Source organism: Yersinia mollaretii ATCC 43969 (genome assembly GCF_013282725.1).
Classification (GTDB): domain Bacteria; phylum Pseudomonadota; class Gammaproteobacteria; order Enterobacterales; family Enterobacteriaceae; genus Yersinia; species Yersinia mollaretii.
In genome coordinates, this window is the sequence record NZ_CP054043.1 from 947,808 (window position 1) to 968,836 (window position 21,029).

Genomic DNA, 21,029 nt, shown 5'->3' on the forward strand with positions numbered 1-21,029 from the left:
GATGACGTTAAAGGACATCATTCAACATGATACCCACACCCACCCGTGTTTGCCTAAAGTTATAGTCAATCATTGACTCACCATAGCCGCTGAACACTTGCGTGTAGAAACGAACATGACGGGTGATTGGGTAGCTCCAGCCCATCTCCGCACCACCGAAACCGGTATTCCAGTTATAGTGACCATCAATACTGAACACGCTATCACCCAAGGCATAACCGACCTTCAGGCGATAATAACCCATGTATTTATTGATATCTGGGTTGTCATCTTTGGCATCATTTTCCGGCAGACGATACCAAGGTTTCAGGTCAATTTCCAAATTGCCGCGTTGTGCCATCACACGGGTATAAACACGATCCCAGCTACGTGAAGTGGGATCGGCTTTCCCGTTGGATTGGTGATTGTAACCAAACTCCACTTCACGGAATGTCCAGCCAGCCAGCTCGTAATCCGTTGCCCATGCCAAGAACAGTTGCGGTTCGTAGTTGGTTTCACGGAATGGCGAGGATTCGTCGCTATTGGATGCCTGCCACCAAGAACGCTGAGTATAGGACGCACCCAGCAATGAGTTCTCGCCAGCAATACCGCGCCAAATAGGGAAACCTAAACTCAGCTGAAACTTAACTTCATCTCGCTTGGCATTTTGCGCCCAATCGTAAGAACTTATCGCGTCCTTATTGATATCGCTGGTATAGGTATATAACAGATAGTTCGTTTCATACGGATAAAGCAGAAACGGATTATCGTGGTCCTGCAACATTGCCGCGATAATGCTGCCACGCACCGCAGGTGCGTCATGAATCTTCTCAACCGTTGCCGGTTCTGCCTGTGCCAGTGTTGGCACCAGTAATAACGCTATCAGTATCCGCCAAAATCTTCCCATCATTCCCCCATCACCTTACGAATTATTTCTATTTGTAATGAAAACAGCTCATTCTACACACAAATGTATTCTTGGTTCAGTGTTGTTTATATTTATGATTTAACGACTGGAAAACAACAAAACAGAAGCATAAAATAAACAATCCATTAACTCGCAGCCTTATTACCCGTAGGTAATATTGAGAGAATAGAGCGCAATGTCAGTAACCCCCTTAACACTAGACGATGCTCGCCGCATGATCGGCGAAGTTTTTGTGTATCACATGCCCTTTAACCGTGAGTTAGGGCTGAAATTAACACGGTTCGAGCAAGATTATGCCGAAATCACTTTCGACAATAATGACAAATTGGTTGGCAATATCGCGCAACGCATTCTGCATGGCGGAGTGATCGCCGCCGTATTGGATGTTGCTGCGGGGTTAGTTTGTGTCGGTAACAGTCTGGTTCGCCATGAGCCGCTGATTAAAGAACAACTGCAAATGAAGTTAGCCAAAATGGGCACTATCGACCTGCGTGTAGACTATCTACGCCCCGGCCGTGGCGAGCATTTTATCGCCAGTAGTAGTATTTTGCGCAGTGGCAATAAGGTGTCTGTCGCCCGCGTCGAGCTGCATAATGACCAACAAATGCATATCGCCAGCGCGACCGCAACCTATCTGGTGGGCTGATTTGATCTTCAGCGGTGATGATTCGTAGCCCGAAGTTAAGTACACTCACCGCATCTCCTCTCTTGTTCTGAGCCACACCATGGATAAACAACGAACCCGTCAGGGCATTTTTTTTGCTCTGGCTGCCTATTTTATTTGGGGTATCGCCCCCGCTTATTTCAAGCTCATCCAACAGGTGCCGGCTGATGAAATTCTGACCCATCGAATTATCTGGTCATTTTTCTTTATGTTGATTCTGCTCACGGTCAGCCGGAATTGGCCGCAAGTTCGCAGTGCTTGTCGAAATGGTAAGCGCCTGTTATTGCTGGCAGTAACGGCGGTGCTAATCGCCAGTAACTGGCTCATCTTTATCTGGGCGGTGAACCATAACCATATGCTGGAAGCCAGCTTGGGTTATTTCATCAATCCGCTGGTGAATGTGCTGTTTGGTATGATTTTTCTTGGCGAGCGCTTTCGTCGTATGCAGTGGGTGGCGGTATCATTGGCCTTTGCGGGCGTCTTGATTCAGTTGTGGCAGTTTGGTTCGCTGCCGGTGATTGGGCTGAGTCTGGCGATCACCTTCGCTCTATATGGTCTGATCCGCAAAAAACTGGGGATTGATGCCCAAACCGGTATGCTGGTTGAGACTATGTGGCTGTTACCTATTGCAGCGATCTATCTGTTCTTTATCGCCGATAGCCCAACCAGCCACATGAGCGCCAATGCTTGGTCGCTTAATGTGCTGTTGGCCGCTGCTGGGGTGATTACCACTATCCCGCTGCTGTTCTTCACCGCCGCCGCCTCGCGCTTAAAGCTATCGACACTCGGCTTCTTCCAGTATCTCGGCCCGACACTGATGTTTATTCTGGCGGTGACCTTCTATGGTGAGACCATTGGCAGCGATAGAATAGTGACCTTCGTCTTTATCTGGGCCGCCCTGCTGCTGTTCACACTGGATGCGCTCTACACTCAACGCAAAAGACGTGCCTAAAAGTTAGGCCCAACGTTATTGAAGTTGCAGATGGCACCTGCACCTGCAACTTCAACTTCAACTTCAACTTCAACTTCAACTTCAACTTCAAATACGAAGGCTATAGCCAATTTTTGCGCTTGAAATAGAGATACGGCGCTAAACCCGCAACAATCATCAAGCCAATCGCCGCCGGATAACCAAACGACCAACGTAGCTCTGGCATAAACTCAAAGTTCATCCCGTAGCTGGAGGCCACTAGCGTTGGCGGCAGAAAGACCACCGAGACCACCGAGAAGATCTTGATGATGCGGTTCTGCTCAATATTGATAAAGCCCATCGCCGCCTGCATCAGGAAGTTAACTTTCTGGAACAGGGATTCATTGTGTGGCAGCAGGGATTCGATATCGCGCAGCACCTCACGAGCCTGCTCCAACTGACCACTGGGTAACCGCGCCTTACGCACCAGAAAATTCAGCGCTCGCTGGGTATCCATCAAACACAGCCGCACTTTCCAGCCGATATCCTCCTGTTCTGCCAAGGTAGAGAGCGCAGCATCATACTCATCGCCCTGCTGGCCCTCCATGATGACGCGGCTTAAGGCTTCCAGATCGCTGTAGATGTTTTCGATTTCATCCGCCAACTGCTCAATTTTGGTTTCGAACAGATCCAGCAGCAGCTCGTAAGCATTGCCGTCAACCAGTGTCTGATTACGGGCGCGCATCCGATACAAGCGGAAGGCCGGGAGTTCCCGCTCACGCAGGGTGTAAAGGCGGCCATCACGGATGGTAAATGCCACGGTTGAGTTACCGGCGTGGTCTTCTGCATCTTCATAATAGAAAAAGGAGTGGATATGCAAACCATCTTCATCTTCGAAGAAACGGGCGGAGGCTTCGATATCGTCCAGCTCTGGCCGGGTCGCCAGGCTCTGCCCTAATTCACACTGGACGCGTTCCCGCTCGCCCTCTTCCGGCTCGACTAAGTCGACCCAAATTGAGGTGGTCAGGTCATCTGATTCATCCAGCTCCAAACGGGATAAGCGATTGTTGCTTAATTTAAATGCGCTTAGCATGTGCCAAAACTCCCTCGCGGTGATGGATAGGGATAACGCATTGAAGCACAGAAACAGATAAGTATTGAGAAATACTCTATGTTTCAGACCATAAGGAGATCTGACTCACAGCGACGGTTTAGCGGGGCCGCTGACAACCACGAAGGCTATCAGCAAATAGGAGGATAGCCTTAGAAGTTGCACCCTATGAACAGGTTATTGAGCCAGTATCTACTGGGTGTGTCCAAGGCGAATGTCCTCATAAAGAATAGTGCGCGCATGTTACGCCGAGAAGAAAAAGACTGTCAACAGAGCGTTCAGAATTCTGTCCCCTGTTCATGATGATAATGCAGGACTTCCTACCCTCTGGCCCCATTCCAGCAGAATAGGAGACCCTCAGCTTGAGAGTGGCTGGCACAGCGGTAACAAAAATTTCATGGAGGGTTGATGGGTAAAACCGCCCGATTAAGGCTTAACGCCGGTAATGATACTGAAATAGCCAAACGCCGGTAATATCTCAATATCACAGAATCCCGCCGCGTGAAGCATCTGTCTCATTTCTGAATGAGAATACTGCTTGCCTTGGCTCCAAATTAACATAGTCACGTTAAAACCCGCGACGGCTAATGGCCCCGGTGTTTCATCATTAAATAGCGTTTCATGAATAATAATTCGGCCACCACGGGGTAAAACATCATAGCTTTTCTGGGTCAGAAATAGATTTTCCGGCATAGGCCAATCATGAAGTACATTGGAATAGAAGTGAATGTCGGCAGCAGGAAAAGGATCAGACCACATATCGCCGATTTGAATTGAGATTCTCTCTTCTAAGCCATAGGATTTTATAAAATCGGTCGTGATGCGGCCCACCGTCGCAATATCATAAATAATTCCGCGAAGATTGGGCCAGCGAGTCACCACGCCCACAGAGTGCGCCCCCGAGCCACCGCCAATATCGAGCATACAGTGGTTATCCATTAAATTCAGTTTGTTGGGCCATATGCTCGCCGCACCAATACTGACACCATGCATGGCTTTAATAAAAGCCTCTGCTTTCTCAGTGTGATAGATACTCTCTTCGAATAAGGTTTCTTGTGCCTCATCCTGCGTGTCATGTTTTCTCATCACACTTTCTAAATTTGCGAGAGAGAAATTATCCCCCGTGCTATAAATCAGATCCCAATAGTCGCCACAATAATTAGGGCTTTTTTTAAGTAAAAACTCCTCAGTGACCTTGGTGAGTTTATAGCCTCCCTTGTCTAACTCGACCAATTCCAGCGCCAGCACTACCGCCATCACGACCTCAACCGATCTCAGCTCAATGCCAATAAATGCGCAGATTTCAGAAGCATTTTTATTATCTTTAGCAATAAATTCAAAAATACCGAAGTGATGTGCGAGTATGGCTGTTGGATATAAATATAAACTGGTGGCTATATTGAATAATGTTTTGTCATCACCTTGTGCTTTCTTAATCACTCTAATCATATATTCCTCACAAGAATAAAAGTCATATGTATTAACTTCCGTGAAAAATAGCGTAAATCAATATTTAACAGTAAATTCCGAGGCTAAATTTATTGATCCTCAACAGATTACGATGAAAACTATACGCATATATCTGATATAACCGCATCAATGTTTTTTAGTTAAATCGTGATCAAAAAAAACCGAAGCCAGAATTGACTTCGGTTTTACGTATCCTGCATCTTCATTTAGCCAATCACTTAGCAAAACTCACAAACAGGCTTTCCCTTAAGTATTGGCAAGAATATCAACGTTTTATTTTTTTAAACTGTCTGGTCGTGTCCGTCAGTGCAATTTCTGTCGGTAACCGTTCCATCGAACTGGCACCATAGAAACCGTCACATTGCGGGCAGTTATCCATAATATATTGGGCATCGTCAGGCGTAGAGATAGGCCCACCGTGGCACAGCACAATCACATCTTCACGTACTGCTTTGGCGGCGGCGGCCCACTCATTAATTAAAGGTACGCAGTCCGCTAGCTTTAGTGCCGTGTCCGCGCCAATATTGCCGCCAGTCGTGAGCCCCATGTGAGGAACGATAATATCCGCCCCCGCTTGCGTCATGGCGACCGCATCGGCAGCACTGAAGACATAAGGTGTCGTCAGCAAATCTTTTTCGTGAGCGAGGCGGATCATATCCACTTCCAGACCATAGCCCATGCCGGTCTCTTCCAGATTGGCGCGGAAGTTACCGTCGATTAACCCCACGGTTGGGAAATTCTGCACGCCAGAAAAACCCAGTGCTTTCAGTTGGTCTAAGAAGTGATCAAACTGGCAGAAGGGGTCGGTGCCATTCACGCCAGCCAGTACGGGCGTGCTTTTGACCACGGGCAGCACTTCTTTCGCCATATCGACCACAATTTCGTTGGCATTGCCGTAGGCCAGCAATCCTGCCAGCGAACCACGACCCGCCATGCGATAGCGGCCAGAGTTGTAGATAACGATTAAGTCAATTCCGCCAGCCTCTTCACATTTGGCTGACAGCCCTGTCCCCGCGCCACCACCAATAATAGGCTCACGGCGGGCGATCATTTCCCGGAATTTGGCCAAGATGGCCTGGCGTTGAAATTTTGGCATCTGTTTCTCCACAATAAATTGGCCCTAACCCCGTCATATTTCAAACTGCATGTGCGTTGGCCGCCTTCCTGCAATTCGAATTATTTAGGGTGGGATAGGCTCTTTGCTATTTCTTTAAAGTTTTCTACCGCAGCTTGGGCAAACTGTGGGTCGTTAATATTGAACGGATAATGTACCAAGCGGCGTTTATCCGTTTGAATCACCGTCTCTTCCAGCGTCTCGATAAAGGCGTGCAGTGCTTTTTCATCCCAGAATGGCTGACCGGGGGCATCCAGTGCTGAGAACCCGCCCTCAGGGATTAAAAAGCGCACCTCCCCCTGACAACGATTGAGCTTCTCGCCAATCCAGCGCGCCATCTCAATGTTCTCTTGCTCGGTGGTGCGCATCAGCGTGACCTGTGCATTATGCTTATAGAATAGGCGATCAGCATATTTAGCCGGAATGGTTGCCGGGCTGCCGAAGTTAACCATATCCAAGGCACCACAAGAGCCGACGTAAGGAATCTGAGTATGCGCAATGGCATCGAAGCGCTCTGGGCCGCAGGCCAATACCCCATCAAAGAGCAGGTCGCAGACTTCAGTGGTGGTGAGATCAAGCGCCCCGGCCAGCAAGCCACTTTCAGCCAGTTTTTCCATGGCTTTACCGCCGCTGCCCGTCGCGTGGAAAACTAAACAGTCATACTCTGCCGATAATGCGGCGCTCACCGCTTGAATGCAGGGGGTGGTCACACCAAACATGGTCAAACCTAGCGCCGGTTTGTCCTCAACCTGTGACTCTTCTTTCGCGAAATAGACCGCGCCAGCCATTTGGTGGGCCGCATTACTCAGCACCCGCCGAGAGATACGATTCAGCCCAGCAATATCCGTCACGGAATACATCATGGCAATATCACTTGCTCCGATATAGCCAGAAACATCACCAGAAGCCATGGTAGATACCATCAGTTTAGGAATACCGATAGGTAGGCCTTGCATTGCGGGTGTGATCAGCGCCGTTCCACCGGAGCCTCCCAAACCTAACAGGGCGGCCACATCATCGCGGCTCATCATAAATCGCTCAAATGCCACAGCCATCGCGCTGATCGCCCGTCCTCGGTCACCACAAAAAACCGCCTGACGCCCCTCAGGATGATAGCCCGCGACCACTTCCGCCGCGATATCCGCGCCACTGTCGCTGTGACCCTCTTTGGTAGACAAATCAACCGTGATCGTCGTCAGCCCGGTTGCGTTAATCAATGCGCTGACATAGGCCAACTCTTCGCCTTTGGTATCTGTGGTAGTCGCGATAAAAATATGACGAGGCATCTGAACATCCTTCTATGAATGCGGAATGTTGCAAAAATTTAAGCAGCTCATTTCTTATTTATTGGGCTTTTATTTTTATGCTGATAGCCGAACAACGAAGCGAGTTGGTTAAGATAGAATCATATTGAGACTAGAGTATCATTTCTGCAAAGTTCATAAACCAAATATGAGACGGTAGTCTCAAAATTAATTTGAATGTGAAATGCTTTCATAGAAGATTGTGCAGGCGGTTTGTTATAGTGGGCGCAAATGCGAGCTGTAGACCCTGGAGTGACCGTGAATAATCAAGATAAACAGGACAGCACCCCGCCATCGTTGACCACCATCAGGGCCAGAACCCGACGGTTACTTATCGATACCGCCATGTCGATGTATGAGCAAGGTGCTTTTCCGTCGATCACCGAGGTAGCAAACGCCGCCCAGCTCTCCCGTGCCACGGCGTACCGCTATTTCCCGACACAAAGTGCGCTGGTTTCTGCCATGGTCGATGAAAGCCTTGGCCCGATATTGGCATGGCAACCGACCCAGCCCGATGCAAGACAGCGGATTGCTGAATTACTCTCCTTTGCTTATCCGCGCATGTTGCAACATGAAGGCGTGCTACGGGCCGCGCTACATCTGTCATTGCAGCAATGGGCCGACAACCGCAGCAATCCGAACAATGAAGAGAAGTTAGTGCGTGGCAACCGTAAGCGGTTGTTAAAGCTGGCAGTAGAGCCGCTGGAAGGGAAGTTGACACCGGAAGCCCTGCAACGGGTGATCCACGCGTTTTCGTTAATTTATGGCTCAGAAGTGTTTATGGTGCTGAAAGATATTTGGCATCTGGATGATGCCGGTATTCAGGATGTCACCCAATGGATGGGGAAAGCCATTTTGTTGCAGGCCGAAACCGATGCAAAATTGGCGGCTCAGAGTGAGTGCCGCTAACGCCGCTGCGGAGAGAACAGGCAGATCGTAAAGACGCCGTAAATCCATCCTTGGAGGCTCGTGCCGCGCCATCCTTGGCGCGGACGCTTTACTCCTCTACCTGTCCTCACCTCTTGAGATCGAGCCGTCGAGGTTTCTCATCAGTCTGAGGGGGGTTTACCCAAAGTCATTGACGTTGCAGCAAGGCAGCAAACGAACACGTCCCGATGAGCTTACATCAGTAAGTGATTCGGGCGGGTGAGAGCCGCTAACGCCGCTGCGGCGTCAAGGCCGAAGGGTAAATTACCCTGCGGCTTCTAACCGCGCATAGGCCGCAACCAACCACTTAATCCCCTCACCGGGGAACGCCACCTGCAAGCGGCTATGCTCGCCGCTGCCTTCCAAATTAACGATAGTGCCTTCGCCAAATTTAGGGTGGCGCACGCGTTGGCCCAATGAAAAACCACTGTCATTCTCATTCATCGGTGTCCCCATGCTGCGGTGATTGACCGGGCGGGAGACTGTGGCACGCAGCCGCACTTCCTCGACGCACTCCTGCGGCAGTTCGCCGATAAAGCGGGAGGGGCGATGGTTTACTTCTTTGCCGTACAAGCGGCGGCTTTCGGCATAGCACAGTGTCAGCTTTTGCATGGCACGAGTGACGCCGACGTAGGCCAGCCGGCGCTCTTCTTCCAGACGCCCGCCCTCATCCAGCGACATTTGGCTTGGGAACATCCCCTCTTCCATACCCACGATAAATACTTGCGGGAACTCCAAGCCCTTAGCGGAATGGAGCGTCATTAACTGCACCGCATCCTGATAGGCATCCGCTTGCCCCTCTCCCGCTTCCAAGGCCGCATGAGAGAGAAATGCCTGAAGTGGCATCAGATCCTGATCTTCATCCTGATAACTGTATTGGCGGGTGGCGTTGACCAGCTCTTCCAAGTTTTCTACCCGCGCCTGACCCTTCTCACCTTTTTCCTGCTCGTACATCGACCACAAACCGGAGTCGCGGATCACCCGGTCAGTTTGGACATGCAGTGGCATATCTGCGGTTTCATGGGCCAGTGAATCCACCAGCTCAACAAAACGTTGCAGCGCAGAGGCCGCGCGTCCTGCCAGCACTTTTTCCTGCAATAGGGCGCGGGTGGATTGCCATAAAGTGAGCTGGCGGTCACGGGCGGTTTGCCGCACTACATCCAGCGTACGATCGCCGATACCCCGGGTGGGCGTATTGACCACCCGTTCAAAGGCGGCGTCGTCATTACGATTGGAGACTAAACGCAGGTAAGCCAAAGCATCTTTGATCTCCTGGCGCTCGAAGAAGCGCTGGCCGCCATAGATGCGGTACGGCATTGCGGTCTGCAATAACGCCTCTTCCAGTACGCGCGATTGGGCGTTGCTGCGATACAAGATGGCGCAATCATTCAGCGCGCCGCCATTGTCTTGCCAAGCGCGAATGCGGTTGACCACAAAGCGGGCTTCGTCCAGCTCGTTAAAGGCACAATAAATTGAGATGGGTTCGCCTTCGGCCCCTTCAGTCCAGAGGTTTTTCCCCATGCGGCCATCATTGTGGGCAATCAGGGCGTTCGCCGCCGTCAAGATATTGCTGGTTGAGCGGTAGTTCTGCTCCAGCCGGATAGTTTCAGCACCGGGAAAATCATTCAGGAAACGCTGGATGTTCTCGACCTGCGCCCCGCGCCAGCCATAAATAGATTGGTCATCGTCGCCGACGATCATCACATTCGCGCGGTCGCCCGCCAGCAGGCGAATCCAGGCGTACTGGATGTTGTTGGTATCCTGAAACTCATCCACCAGAATGTTGGTAAAGCGTTCGCGATAATGGTTAAGAATATGGGGTTTGTTGAGCCACAGTTCATGGGCGCGCAGCAAAAGTTCGGCAAAATCCACCAACCCCGCGCGGTCACAAGCTTCCTGATACGCCTGATAAATACGCAGCCAAGTGGCTTCAACCGGATTGCCGTAGCTCTCGATGTGTTGCGGGCGTAATCCCTCATCTTTTTTGCCGTTGATGTACCACATAGCCTGACGCGGCGGCCACTGTTTCTCATCCAAATTCAGCGCCTTAACCAAGCGCTTTAATAAGCGCAGTTGGTCGTCGCTGTCCAGAATTTGAAAATCTTGCGGCAGATTGGCATCCATATGGTGAGCACGCAGCAGGCGATGCGCCAGCCCGTGGAAAGTGCCGATCCACATCCCACCCTGACTGGTACCAATGAGATGCTCAATACGGTGGCGCATCTCTGCCGCCGCCTTATTGGTGAAGGTGACCGAGATAATCGAATAGGGCGAGGCGTTTTCGACTGAGAGCAGCCAAGCAATACGATGCACCAGCACCCGGGTTTTGCCACTGCCTGCACCGGCCAGTACCAACAGGTTGCAGCGTGGCGCAGCCACGGCTTCGCGTTGTTTTTCATTCAGGCTGTCGAGCAGATCAGAAACGTCCATAGGCACCGTTTATCGGATAAGGGAAGGTGGTCAAATCACCGGCTATCCGGGTATTTTACCACCATTCCACTGTGAATTTATACAGAGTTATTGCAGGGGATTATAGCAATGCTGTCAGGGATGCCAACTGCGAAATCTCAATATGGGGCAATAATCGGCTATCACTGGCGGTCATCAGGCTTTGTTGCCGGTCATTAATCCAGCACGCCTGCATCCCGCAGCGCAGCGAGCCAGCGACATCCGTGGTGAGGTCATCGCCCACATGCAGGATATGTTTCAGCGGGACATCCAGATGATTCGCCGCTTTATGGTACATATCGCGGAACGGCTTGGCGCGGCCATGGGGGCCGGAGCGCAGCACAAACTGGAAATAGTGATCCAAGCCGCACGCCTTAGGGTCGGCATTGCCGTTGGTGATCGCCACCAGCGGATAGTGTTCAGCCAGCGCGCTCAGAGTGTCATGGGTGGCTGGCGGGACATAAATGCGGCTACGCCATTGGGCAAAGTTCTCCATAGCGGCATCGGCCCCACATTGTGCTTCTGATTTACTCAGGCCGTGGCGAATCAAGCCCAGTTCGATAGCATGCCAGCGCCATTGGGTGACATCGTGGTAGATATCAGGGTCTTGTGCCAGCAACTCACTGCGAAAACGCTGGAAATCCGCTGCTTGCAACTGCGCCAAATTAGGATGGTACTGCTGCAAAAAGGCCACCGACTCTTGTTCAGTGCGGGTAATTACCGGGCGATTGTCATACAGCGTGTCATCCAAATCGAAGGTAATGGCGGAAATACGCTCAAGTGGACGATAAAAATGCATCAGGATTTGCCTCGTTTGGCCCGTGGATGAGCAGCATCATACACTGTCGCCAGATGTTGAAAGTCGAGATGAGTATAAATTTGTGTGGTGGTCAGATTCGCGTGGCCCAGCAACTCCTGCACCGCGCGCAGATCACCGCTGGACTCCAGCATGTGAGTGGCGAAGGAGTGACGCAATTTATGCGGGTGGATATGGCTACTGACCCCCTGCTTCACTCCCCACTCGGCAAAGCGCTTTTGCACATTGCGTGCTGAAATTCGCTTGCCGGTATTGGCTAAGAAGATGGCATCATCTTGCGGCTCAAACAGTTCGCGCAATGCCAGCCAGTGATTCAACCACGTGACCGCCGTTCTGCCGATCGGCACTTTGCGCTCTTTGCTGCCCTTCCCCATCACCCACACTTCACCGCCAACTAAATCCACGTGTTTGCAGTTCATGCCCACCAGCTCAGAGAGACGCAGGCCCGCGCCGTACATCACTTCCAGCATCGCGCGGTCGCGTACCGCCAGTGGATCGTTGAGGTCGATATCCAGCAGTTTATCGACCTCATCGACATCAATATTTTTCGGCAGATGACGGCCAGAGCGCGGCGTACTCACCCCTTTGGCGGGATTGGCCTGCAACACACCTTGGCTGACCAGCCAATTGAGGAAGCTGCGCAACGCCGAGAGCCGCAATGCCAAGCTGGAGGCGTGCAAACCGGCACGTTTACTGCGGGAGACCAGTGAGCGAACCTGTGCGGCATCCAGCGTTTGCCAGTGCGCCAAGCCCATTTGCTCGCCCAGTTCCATCAGCGCCTGTAACTGGCGTCGGTAGCTGGTGATTGTGAGCGGGCTAAGTTGACGCTCAACTTTGAGATAGCGCAGAAAAGCCTCTACCTGCGGGGCAAGCGAGGCACTGAATTCGGTCATGCCGGTTCGATCCACCGCGCGAGCAAGCTGGGCAATAATAGCGATAATTGATTCAACATCACGGTGCCCATCCCTTGCTGGTAGTGCTGTGTGTCGCGGCTGCTGAAGATAATCACGCCCAAATCTCCCTCTTTGCCCAGCAATGACAACGCCACTGAACCCACGTTCTTCGCCTGAGGCAGTAGCAGCAACAGTTCCGGCCCATTCAAGCTGCCGAGATAGTGGTTATCACTGCCTAGCCGTTGAATACGTAGCGGCTCGAAGGCGGGGCGGGAGAGTCCTAAATGGGTGAAGTCAGAGGGCGCGCCGATATGCCAGCGGTCGCTGAACAACCGGACATTGGCACCGCTCAGCCCGAAATCTCTGGCCCAGCGCTGGAAGCGATTGAGCATATCTTGCAAGCTGCTAGCCGCCGCCAAATGACTTTGCAGTTGCAGTAAGCGGCTGAACAGCACTTCATTCAGGCCCGCCTGCTCCATCAGCAAGGTGATCTCTTCTTCCAACTGACCAATCTGGTTGCGCTGTCGCCCCAGTTGCCACTCCACCAGCGAGACACTGCCTCGAACCGGATGGGGAATATGCATCTGTTCGACCAGACGGGCATTGCGGATAAAGAAGTCGGGATTTTGCAATAAGAACTGCATCACCGCATCGTCGTCTAACTCGATGCCCGCTAGCGCCTGATCCTCATAACTTTTCATGTCATACCCGTCATAATGAACATTTATACCCTAGATAATTCAAGTTGCAGGAAGGCGGCAACTGAGTAAATCCCCAGGAGCTTACATCAGTAAGTGACTGGGGTGAACGAAGGCAGCCAACGCACATGCAGCTTGAAGTATGACGGGTATATTATAGGTGGATAAATCCGTCATAGACATGGGTTGCCGGCCCCGTCATATACAGTGGGTGGCCTGGCCCTTTCCAACTGATCAATAAACTGCCGCCCGGCAACTCCACCGTCACCTCTTCATCCAGCAGCTCTTGCTGGATACCGACCGCCACAGCAGCACAAGCGCCGCTACCACAGGCTTGGGTTTCACCTGCACCGCGCTCATATACCCGCAGTCGAATATTTTCGCGGCTCACTACCTGCATAAAACCGATATTGGCCCGCTCAGGAAAGCGCTCATGGCTCTCTAATACTGGACCCAGCAACGCAACATTAGCCACCGAAACATCATCCACCTGTAGCACGCAGTGAGGATTGCCCATCGACACCACGCCGCACAATACCGTGTGCTCTGCCGCGCGGAAAATGTAGGTTTTCTCCGCTTTGGTCGCCCGGAAAGGGACACTTTGCGGGTCAAAATTGGGTTCGCCCATGTTAACGCAAACCTCTTCATCTTCCGTGACACTCAAGATCATGCGGCCAGTTTGCGTGCTCACACTGATGTCACGCTTGTTGGTCAACCCCTTCAGCCGGACAAAACGGGCAAAACAGCGCGCGCCATTGCCACACTGAGAGACTTCGCTGCCATCGGCATTAAAAATACGGTAGTGAAAATCCAGTTCAGGATCATAAGGCGGTTCAACCACCAACATCTGATCAAAGCCCACGCCAGTGTGCCGGTCTGCTAATCGGCGGATTAACTCCGGCGAAAAGTAAACATTTTGGGTAACTGCATCGACAACCATAAAGTCGTTGCCAAGACCGTGCATTTTGGAGAACTGCATTTCATGCTCCACTGACTCTAATTATTGGCTAAATTCGGTACTGGCTAAGCTGCTATCTGGCTGCGCTAGGATTCATCACTGTGGCCCGGCGATAGATTTTGTCTGGGGGCTACTGGAGAGATCCTGCTGGTTTCTCTCTACCTGACCACTATCCGGTTGCGTTGTTTCTGTTTTTGGTTTGTCTGACGGCGGAAAGTATAGCGGGCCTTTCAGGCCACAGCCGGACAGCGCAAGTACCATCATCGCCAGCAGCGGCCAGCGGAGTTCTTTTTTCATTTCTAACGCCTGCTTCATTTCTAACGCCTGTTTCATTTCTAGCGCCTATATAGTATTTAGCACCTAAATGCCTGTGATTCATGCGTCCAAGGTCTCTATAATCGCAGGTGGATCATGAAAAGCAAATAGGAATTGAATATGAACGATAGCGAGTTTCATCAGTTAGCTGATCAATTGATGCTTTGCATTGAAGAAACACTGGATGCTTTTGGCGGCGAGAGCGATATCGATTATGAAACCAATGGCGGGGTGATGACCCTGACATTCGAGAATGGCAGCAAGATTGTGATTAACCGCCAAGAGCCATTGCATCAAGTCTGGCTGGCCACCAAAGCAGGCGGTTACCATTTTGATTACCGCGAAGGCCACTGGTACTGCTCGCGCAGCGGCGCAGAGTTTTTTGCCAAATTATCTGAAGCCGCCACCACTCAAGCGGGTGAAGAAGTGAGCTTTGGCGAGTAGATCATCAGTCAGTGATTCAGGTAATTGATTCGGGTAAGTGAGCGCAGCTAACACCCCTGCGGCTTCAAGGACGCCCCCCAAAGTCATTGGAGTTGCAGGTAGGCAGCAAGCAAACGCATCCCGATGAGCTGACATCAGTCAGTAATTCGGGTAAGTGAGCGCAGCTAACACCCCTGCGGCTTCAAGGACGAAGGGGGGTTAGTGTAACTGGAACTGCTGCGCTGGCGCGGAGGCTTCTTTATCCGCAATATACAGGTGAGATAACGTATTGCTGCGGAACGGAATCACTTGCGTCCGGCCATCTAGCTGCACAATTTGGTAGAACTGCGGCAGGTTGAAGTTGATAAAGCTGGAGCCATAAGTAAAGCGGTCGTGGGATGACGAATAAAATCGACTGACGTCCCGCACCAACTCCTCTTTACTGCCCTCGCAATGGTGATACACCTCAACGCGGTTTGTCTCATCCAAGATATAGATATTGAAGCCTTTTTCATCTGCGGTACCCTCGAAGAAGAACTGAATGATCCCTTCGCTAGCAAAACCGTCGACAGCCGGCGGCAGATGAATTTGATCGGTTTCAAGCTGAATCGACAAGCCATGCAGTTTGTTATTCGAGATCGCACCGTAGAATTCGACCGCATTCTCCAACTTTTGGACCGAGACACTCAGGCGCTCGAAGAACAGCCCCCATGTCTGACCGGAGACTCGCACCGCTTTGAAGCGGCCCGGTTCCTGACGAGTGCTGGATAAGCGCAGCTCAATGCACTCAGAGACCAGTTGCTGAATTCGGGTACGAATCAAGCCACGTAGATGCTGGCTGTAGCAGAACACATCCACTGACTCTGGCGGAGCGGCATCCTGATGCATCTTGCCTAAAATGGTTTTCAGCGCCTCTAATACCGCCTGCTCACCGCTAAAATGCAGGGTCCGCACTTCGTTCCACGAGTTGCGGTACAGCAAGTCGATACTGCCCACTAAGCACTGCTGCTGCTCGCCAAAACTGAATACATCCAGTTTACGGAAATCAAAATGCACCACCTGATTGCGGAAAGCCGCTGTCGGGTCATGTTCCAGATTGACAATAATCGCTAAGTGGCGAATCTCGCACGGGCTATACAGCGCCTTAGGTGTAGGCGCAGGTAGGCGCAGCGGGAAGTGGTGAGAAATATCCGTCACCAACTCTTGCAGCTTGGTGGTATTGCACAAATTGGCGCTTTTAATATGCAGCCGGGTCTTGCTGGTCAATAGGCCGTTGAAATAGGCCCAAGAGACCAATTTGTTCAGGTAGCGGTTATATTCCAGCGGCTGGTGGCTAACGATAGTGTCCATCAAGGGCGCTTGATTATACAAGTACCAGCCGGGGCGATTCGCACGGCCTGCTGGAACATGGATAAAGGTCAGGTGCTCTTCTGAAAGGTCCGGTGAAATTTGCGGGTTAACCAGTGTCACTTTACCCGGCAAAGCTTCAAATGCCGCGTACAGTTTACGGGTCAGCACCCCGATATCCTGCGGGCTGGCGCTGACACTCAGGTTGTTGCGGCGAGCAAAACGAATCAAGTTACGATAGCTCTGCATCATCGCGTCTAACAGCTCGTTATGCGCTTCACGTACCCGCTCAATCTTCCAGTTGGCACGATTATCCAGCACTTCCAGACTCTCCTTGCTCCAGCCCCACTCACTGACCAGTTGGCTAAGAATTTCACGCCGCCAGCCTATACTCGCTGGCGTACGGGAGAGTTTTTCGCACACTTTCAGATAGAAGCAGCGGCGCACCAAATTCAGCCGGGTGGTGTCATTGATTTGGGTCAGATAGCGGGTAACACGATCGAGCATCATGCAGTAAGCATCGAGGCCGAAAGCGACAATTTCACCGGCATGGAGGCGCTGTTTGATCTCCATCGCCAACAGTTGGGAATTAGGGTATTCCCAAGAGTAGGCTTCCAGCAGCAGGGTTTTCAACACCGCCTTATAGGGCGAATCGATACTTTTATAGAGCTGCCACAAACTGGCACCGAAATACTCTTCAGCCGACAGGGTGCTTAAACCGCCCAGATCCAGCCACTCATTCGGCGTTAGTACGCCCTGCGCATAGAGCGACAGCACGTAATCATCGTAATTATTCTCTTCTTCAACCGGAACCATATTCCACAGAATACGTTTCCCCGCCAGACGCACCGCGCTGCGGTAAAATTCATCCAGCAATAAAATATGTTGGGTCGAGCCGCAATCTTCACCGCCCAAACTGCCACTGGCGTTGTGGCGGAAGCGGTTCTCATCAATCAGGAAGAAGCTGACTTCAACCCCCATTGATGCGGCCCATTTTTCCAGCAAGCTGCATTTTTGCTGTAAACGATGGCGCTCTTCCGTATCAAGCCATGCCTGATGGCACACCCAGATATCCAGATCCGAGGTATGACATTGGCCGATGGAGGAGGTACTGCCCATTGAATAGACGCCCGTAATCGGCAGTTCGCCGCCGACACTCTGCTCTAGAGGTGCGCCCCACTTGGCTTCGACCTCAGACAGATAGTCCTGTTGCGTTTCATTAGGCGTGAAGATACAGACGCCGTGGGGAACGTTACCATCAAGGTAGCCCGGCATCAGTGGATGATGATGATGTAGTAGGGTCGGTAGCAGACTGTAAACCTTTTGGAAGGCTGGCCCCATGGCCGCCAAGGCGCGATCGACTCGTAATTGGTTGATCGCATCCAGTCGCTGTTTCAGTGTCTCGATGTAGAGGTACAAGACGTCTCGCCTGATTGTTCCGGTGCTTAGAAAGAAACCCGCGTTCCACATTCGTTTGTTGCTTATTTGGCCTTCTCGAAAAATAGATACTTTTTGTTGAAATGACCAAAAAACAGTTTGTTTGAAGAATATTTAACGAATGATTGCTGGAAACGTGATCAATCTAACACCTTGCTGATTGACCGTAAAGAAAGTAAAGCTATCCCTACAATTATAACGTCTCTTCTCTGACTAAAATCATTTGCGTCGCCATCGGGCAACAGACCCATGAATTTCAGCGAAAGCCGCTGACAACGCAGCCATGTGTGGAAGGTCGGTTTAAACCCCTTATCTCGCCACACATTTGTTACAATAGTTGCTTTCTTGTACTCTTACCCGCCTTGATCATGTGGCTACCACACTGACAGTGCTTGTCGGTCAATGGTAGGATGGGCCGCAAAATATAAAACGGTAACAAGCAATGTTAGACAAAATTATTCGAATTGCCACGCGACAAAGCCCGCTCGCCTTATGGCAAGCACATTATGTTCAACATTTACTGCAAGCCAATCACCCCGGCCTGCAAGTTGAGTTGGTCCCGATGGTCACTCGCGGGGATATCATTCTGGATACGCCACTGGCAAAAGTGGGTGGTAAGGGCTTGTTCGTCAAAGAGTTAGAGTTGGCGTTACTGGATGGGCGAGCGGATATTGCTGTGCACTCGATGAAAGATGTGCCGATCGCTTTCCCTGAAGGCTTGGGTCTGGTCACCATTTGTGAGCGTGATGATCCCCGTGATGCATTCGTTTCATCACATTACGCCCATCTGGATGATCTACCGGCTGGCAGTATCGTCGGCACTTCTAGCCTGCGCCGTCAGTGCCAATTGCGTGAGCGCCGCCCCGACCTGATTATCCGCGATCTGCGGGGTAACGTCGGCACCCGCCTCGCTAAGCTGGATAACGGCGATTACCACGCGATTATTCTGGCTGTCGCGGGCCTTAAGCGCCTCGGGCTGGAAACACGGATTCGCTATGCCATGCCCGCCGAAGAGTCCTTACCCGCCGTGGGTCAGGGGGCCGTGGGTATCGAGTGCCGTCTGGATGATGATGTGACCCGCCAACTGTTAGCGCCACTGAATCATCGCGACACTGAATTACGCGTCTGCGCAGAACGTGCCATGAATACCCGTCTTGAGGGAGGGTGTCAGGTGCCGATTGGCAGTTATGCCGAATTGGCCGGCGGCGAGCTGTGGCTTCGTGCCTTAGTGGGCGCGCCAGATGGCAGTGAAATCATTCGCGGTGAACGCCGTGGCCCGGCTGAGAATGCCGAGCAGATGGGGATTGAGCTGGCCGATGAGCTGCTCTCACGGGGCGCGCGAGAAATACTGGCCGCTGTTTATCAGGATAACCCGCCGCTATGACCATTCTGGTGACCCGTCCCTCCCCCTCCGGGGAGCAATTAGTCAGTCGCCTGCGTGCGCTGGGCCGGGTTGCCTATCATGCTCCCTTGATTGATTTCTCACCCGGTGATGACCTGCCCAAACTGCCCACCCTGTTGCAAGAGATGCAGGCGGGTGATTTGGTGTTTGCGTTATCACAGAACGCCGTACGCTATGCTAACCCGCTGTTAAAAAGAAATAACCTGTCATGGCCAGCACAGTTATCTTATTATGCTATTGGTCGTGGCACGGCGTTGGCACTGCATACCGCCAGCCATTTGCACGTCACCTTTCCGCCAATGGGTGAGACCAGCGAGATGCTGCTATCATTGCCTGATCTGCAAAAACTGGCAGGCAAAAAGGCGCTGTTATTGCGCGGTAATGGTGGGCGAGAACTGCTGGGCGAGAGCCTTGCGCAGCGAGGTGCGACTGTGACCTTCTGTGAATGTTACCAACGCAGCCCGATCTTTTATGATGGCAGTGAACAAAGTGCTCACTGGCAGCGGGCTGGCGTCAATATTCTGGTGGTGACCAGCGGCGAAATGTTACAACAGATCTATACTTTAGTTCCTGATTACTATCGTTCTTCCTGGTTGCTACGCTGCCACTTGGTGGTGGTGAGTGATCGTTTGGCTGCCTTGGCCGCCCAAATGGGTTGGCGTGATATCCAAGTGGCAGAGAATGCTGATAATGACGCGCTGATCCGCGCGCTACAAGAGCTAAAACACACCTGAAACCTGACTATGGGATGCCCAATATGACGGAACAAAATACCCCATCCGCACCAGTGGAAGAGACAACCACTGCGGTTGAGAGGCACCAACAGCCAGCACCTGAAGACCGCCGGGGAAAACAGACCGGGCCAATTCTGGGGGCTATTGCTATTGCACTGGCTATCGCGCTGGGTGCCGGGCTTTATTATTACGGACAGCAGCAGGCCCAGTCACAAGATGCAGCCACTCTCGCGCTGCAAGAGCAACTGGCGGAACTGAAACAGAGCCAATTGCAGGAGAAACAGCAGCTTGAGTCATTGCTGCAACAGCAAGGCAAGGCGCTGGAAGCGGCCGACCGCCAACAGACGTCACTCATTCGCCAACTCAATGAGTTGCAGGAAAAAGTCGCCACCATTTCAGGCAGCGACGCCAAAACCTGGCTACTGGCACAGGCTGATTTTCTGGTGAAAATGGCGGGTCGCAAATTGTGGAGCGATCAAGATGTCACCACCGCAGCCACCCTATTGAAAAGCGCCGATGCCAGCCTCGCTGACATGAATGATCCCAGCCTTATCGATGTACGCCGCGCCTTGACCGAGGATATCAGCACTCTCTCTGCGGTCAGTCAGGTGGATTTCGACGGCATCATCCTCAAATTAAATCAGCTCTCCAATCAGGTCGATAACCTGCGTCTGGCTGACAACAATATTGATGATTCGCCGATGGATGCCGATAGCGATGAACTGTCGAGTTCATTATCTGAATGGCGTCAGAATTTGACCAAAAGCTGGCACAGCTTTATGTCTGATTTTATTACCATTCGCCGCCGTGATAGCAGCGCTGAACCCCTGCTGGCACCGAATCAGGACGTTTATCTGCGCGAGAATATCCGCTCTCGCCTGTTGGTGGCGGCCCAAGCCGTGCCTCGCCATCAGGATGAAGTGTACAAACAGTCGCTCGAGACTATCTCCACCTGGGTTCGCGCCTATTTTGATGTGAACGACCCCAGCACCAAGGCTTTTCTGGATGAATTAGAGAGCCTGAGCCAGCAATCCATATCAATGGATGTGCCAGATCAATTGAAGAGCCAGCCGCTGCTGGAAAAATTGATGCAAACTCGAGTTCGTAACTTGCTGGCGCAAGCGCCAGCTGCCGCTCAGGGGGAATAAGT

The 21,029-nt window shown here is 51.8% G+C and carries 19 protein-coding genes; 7 read left to right on the forward strand and 12 right to left on the reverse strand.

Features of this window, described 5'->3' with window-relative positions; translation table 11 throughout:
- Positions 1–7: 7 nt before the first annotated feature.
- Positions 8–886, reverse strand: a complete 879-nt coding sequence (pldA, locus tag HRD69_RS04160) for a phospholipase A (RefSeq protein ID WP_032815215.1) — start codon at positions 884–886, stop codon at positions 8–10.
- 196 nt (positions 887–1,082) lie between these two features.
- Between pldA and HRD69_RS04165 the strand changes: the two genes are divergently transcribed.
- A complete protein-coding gene (locus HRD69_RS04165; protein ID WP_032815204.1) occupies positions 1,083–1,553 on the forward strand; it encodes a thioesterase family protein in 471 nt (156 codons plus the stop codon).
- A gap of 79 nt (positions 1,554–1,632) precedes the next feature.
- Positions 1,633–2,523 carry an EamA family transporter RarD gene (gene rarD / locus HRD69_RS04170; RefSeq protein ID WP_004876629.1) on the forward strand — a complete coding sequence of 297 codons (891 nt, stop codon included), beginning with the start codon at positions 1,633–1,635 and terminating at the stop codon, positions 2,521–2,523.
- Between the two features lie 100 nt (positions 2,524–2,623).
- On the opposite strand, the gene corA is transcribed toward rarD, so the two are convergent.
- From corA to HRD69_RS04190, 4 genes are all read right to left on the reverse strand, one after another.
- Positions 2,624–3,574 carry a magnesium/cobalt transporter CorA gene (gene corA / locus HRD69_RS04175; protein ID WP_004876626.1) on the reverse strand — a complete coding sequence of 317 codons (951 nt, stop codon included), beginning with the start codon at positions 3,572–3,574 and terminating at the stop codon, positions 2,624–2,626.
- 444 nt (positions 3,575–4,018) lie between these two features.
- Positions 4,019–5,041 (reverse strand): methyltransferase, encoded by a 1,023-nt coding sequence (locus HRD69_RS04180; protein WP_032815203.1) that lies wholly within the window; start codon positions 5,039–5,041, stop codon positions 4,019–4,021.
- A gap of 286 nt (positions 5,042–5,327) precedes the next feature.
- Entirely contained in the window at positions 5,328–6,158 is an 831-nt protein-coding gene (locus HRD69_RS04185; RefSeq protein ID WP_032815202.1) for a phosphoenolpyruvate hydrolase family protein, read from the reverse strand.
- 80 nt (positions 6,159–6,238) lie between these two features.
- Positions 6,239–7,462: a Tm-1-like ATP-binding domain-containing protein gene (locus HRD69_RS04190; protein ID WP_004876621.1), complete on the reverse strand. Its 1,224-nt coding sequence runs from the start codon at positions 7,460–7,462 to the stop codon at positions 6,239–6,241.
- Positions 7,463–7,738: 276 nt separating this feature from the next.
- Here HRD69_RS04190 and HRD69_RS04195 point away from each other — a divergent pair, with 276 nt between their 5' ends.
- Positions 7,739–8,389 (forward strand): TetR/AcrR family transcriptional regulator, encoded by a 651-nt coding sequence (locus HRD69_RS04195; RefSeq protein WP_032815201.1) that lies wholly within the window; start codon positions 7,739–7,741, stop codon positions 8,387–8,389.
- 282 nt (positions 8,390–8,671) lie between these two features.
- Here the strand turns inward: HRD69_RS04195 and uvrD are convergent, their stop codons facing one another.
- From uvrD to lptM, 6 genes are all read right to left on the reverse strand, one after another.
- A complete protein-coding gene (uvrD, locus tag HRD69_RS04200) occupies positions 8,672–10,837 on the reverse strand; it encodes a DNA helicase II (RefSeq protein ID WP_004876617.1) in 2,166 nt (721 codons plus the stop codon).
- A 100-nt stretch (positions 10,838–10,937) separates the two neighbouring features.
- Positions 10,938–11,654: a 5-amino-6-(5-phospho-D-ribitylamino)uracil phosphatase YigB gene (gene yigB / locus HRD69_RS04205; protein WP_032815200.1), complete on the reverse strand. Its 717-nt coding sequence runs from the start codon at positions 11,652–11,654 to the stop codon at positions 10,938–10,940.
- A complete protein-coding gene (gene xerC, locus HRD69_RS04210) occupies positions 11,654–12,565 on the reverse strand; it encodes a tyrosine recombinase XerC (protein WP_032815199.1) in 912 nt (303 codons plus the stop codon). The genes yigB and xerC overlap by 1 nt, the downstream gene beginning before the upstream one ends.
- On the reverse strand, positions 12,562–13,266 hold the full coding sequence (locus tag HRD69_RS04215) for a DUF484 domain-containing protein (protein WP_004876613.1): 705 nt from the start codon (positions 13,264–13,266) through the stop codon (positions 12,562–12,564). The genes xerC and HRD69_RS04215 overlap by 4 nt, the downstream gene beginning before the upstream one ends.
- Positions 13,267–13,417: 151 nt before the next feature.
- Entirely contained in the window at positions 13,418–14,242 is an 825-nt protein-coding gene (gene dapF, locus HRD69_RS04220) for a diaminopimelate epimerase (RefSeq protein ID WP_032815198.1), read from the reverse strand.
- A gap of 75 nt (positions 14,243–14,317) precedes the next feature.
- A complete protein-coding gene (gene lptM, locus HRD69_RS04225) occupies positions 14,318–14,518 on the reverse strand; it encodes an LPS translocon maturation chaperone LptM (RefSeq protein ID WP_032815214.1) in 201 nt (66 codons plus the stop codon).
- Positions 14,519–14,656: 138 nt separating this feature from the next.
- Here lptM and cyaY point away from each other — a divergent pair, with 138 nt between their 5' ends.
- On the forward strand, positions 14,657–14,980 hold the full coding sequence (gene cyaY, locus HRD69_RS04230; protein ID WP_004876607.1) for an iron donor protein CyaY: 324 nt from the start codon (positions 14,657–14,659) through the stop codon (positions 14,978–14,980).
- 198 nt (positions 14,981–15,178) lie between these two features.
- Here cyaY and HRD69_RS04235 read toward each other — a convergent pair whose 3' ends face one another.
- Positions 15,179–17,725 carry a class I adenylate cyclase gene (locus HRD69_RS04235; RefSeq protein ID WP_004876605.1) on the reverse strand — a complete coding sequence of 849 codons (2,547 nt, stop codon included), beginning with the start codon at positions 17,723–17,725 and terminating at the stop codon, positions 15,179–15,181.
- Positions 17,726–18,185: 460 nt separating this feature from the next.
- Between HRD69_RS04235 and hemC the strand changes: the two genes are divergently transcribed.
- Genes hemC through hemX form a run of 3 tightly spaced genes read left to right on the forward strand, consistent with a single transcriptional unit; the run spans position 18,186 to position 21,027 of the window.
- Positions 18,186–19,127, forward strand: a complete 942-nt coding sequence (gene hemC / locus HRD69_RS04240; protein WP_004876602.1) for a hydroxymethylbilane synthase — start codon at positions 18,186–18,188, stop codon at positions 19,125–19,127.
- Positions 19,124–19,879, forward strand: a complete 756-nt coding sequence (gene hemD, locus HRD69_RS04245) for a uroporphyrinogen-III synthase (protein ID WP_032815197.1) — start codon at positions 19,124–19,126, stop codon at positions 19,877–19,879. The genes hemC and hemD overlap by 4 nt, the downstream gene beginning before the upstream one ends.
- A 23-nt stretch (positions 19,880–19,902) precedes the next feature.
- Positions 19,903–21,027 (forward strand): uroporphyrinogen-III C-methyltransferase, encoded by a 1,125-nt coding sequence (gene hemX / locus HRD69_RS04250; protein WP_032815196.1) that lies wholly within the window; start codon positions 19,903–19,905, stop codon positions 21,025–21,027.
- Positions 21,028–21,029 lie beyond the last annotated feature (2 nt).

Bases quoted from the DNA above. Each gene is read 5' to 3' on its own strand.
- lptM (WP_032815214.1), bottom strand. From the start codon at position 14,518: ATGAAAAAAGAACTCCGCTGGCCGCTGCTGGCGATGATGGTACTTGCG.
- cyaY (WP_004876607.1), top strand. From the start codon at position 14,657: ATGAACGATAGCGAGTTTCATCAGTTAGCTGATCAATTGATGCTTTGC.
- hemX (WP_032815196.1), top strand. From the start codon at position 19,903: ATGACGGAACAAAATACCCCATCCGCACCAGTGGAAGAGACAACCACT.
- uvrD (WP_004876617.1), bottom strand. From the start codon at position 10,837: ATGGACGTTTCTGATCTGCTCGACAGCCTGAATGAAAAACAACGCGAA.
- hemD (WP_032815197.1), top strand. From the start codon at position 19,124: ATGACCATTCTGGTGACCCGTCCCTCCCCCTCCGGGGAGCAATTAGTC.
- xerC (WP_032815199.1), bottom strand. From the start codon at position 12,565: ATGACCGAATTCAGTGCCTCGCTTGCCCCGCAGGTAGAGGCTTTTCTG.
- corA (WP_004876626.1), bottom strand. From the start codon at position 3,574: ATGCTAAGCGCATTTAAATTAAGCAACAATCGCTTATCCCGTTTGGAG.
- dapF (WP_032815198.1), bottom strand. From the start codon at position 14,242: ATGCAGTTCTCCAAAATGCACGGTCTTGGCAACGACTTTATGGTTGTC.
- hemC (WP_004876602.1), top strand. From the start codon at position 18,186: ATGTTAGACAAAATTATTCGAATTGCCACGCGACAAAGCCCGCTCGCC.
- HRD69_RS04165 (WP_032815204.1), top strand. From the start codon at position 1,083: ATGTCAGTAACCCCCTTAACACTAGACGATGCTCGCCGCATGATCGGC.
- HRD69_RS04190 (WP_004876621.1), bottom strand. From the start codon at position 7,462: ATGCCTCGTCATATTTTTATCGCGACTACCACAGATACCAAAGGCGAA.
- HRD69_RS04215 (WP_004876613.1), bottom strand. From the start codon at position 13,266: ATGAAAAGTTATGAGGATCAGGCGCTAGCGGGCATCGAGTTAGACGAC.
- HRD69_RS04185 (WP_032815202.1), bottom strand. From the start codon at position 6,158: ATGCCAAAATTTCAACGCCAGGCCATCTTGGCCAAATTCCGGGAAATG.
- rarD (WP_004876629.1), top strand. From the start codon at position 1,633: ATGGATAAACAACGAACCCGTCAGGGCATTTTTTTTGCTCTGGCTGCC.
- HRD69_RS04180 (WP_032815203.1), bottom strand. From the start codon at position 5,041: ATGATTAGAGTGATTAAGAAAGCACAAGGTGATGACAAAACATTATTC.
- yigB (WP_032815200.1), bottom strand. From the start codon at position 11,654: ATGCATTTTTATCGTCCACTTGAGCGTATTTCCGCCATTACCTTCGAT.
- pldA (WP_032815215.1), bottom strand. From the start codon at position 886: ATGGGAAGATTTTGGCGGATACTGATAGCGTTATTACTGGTGCCAACA.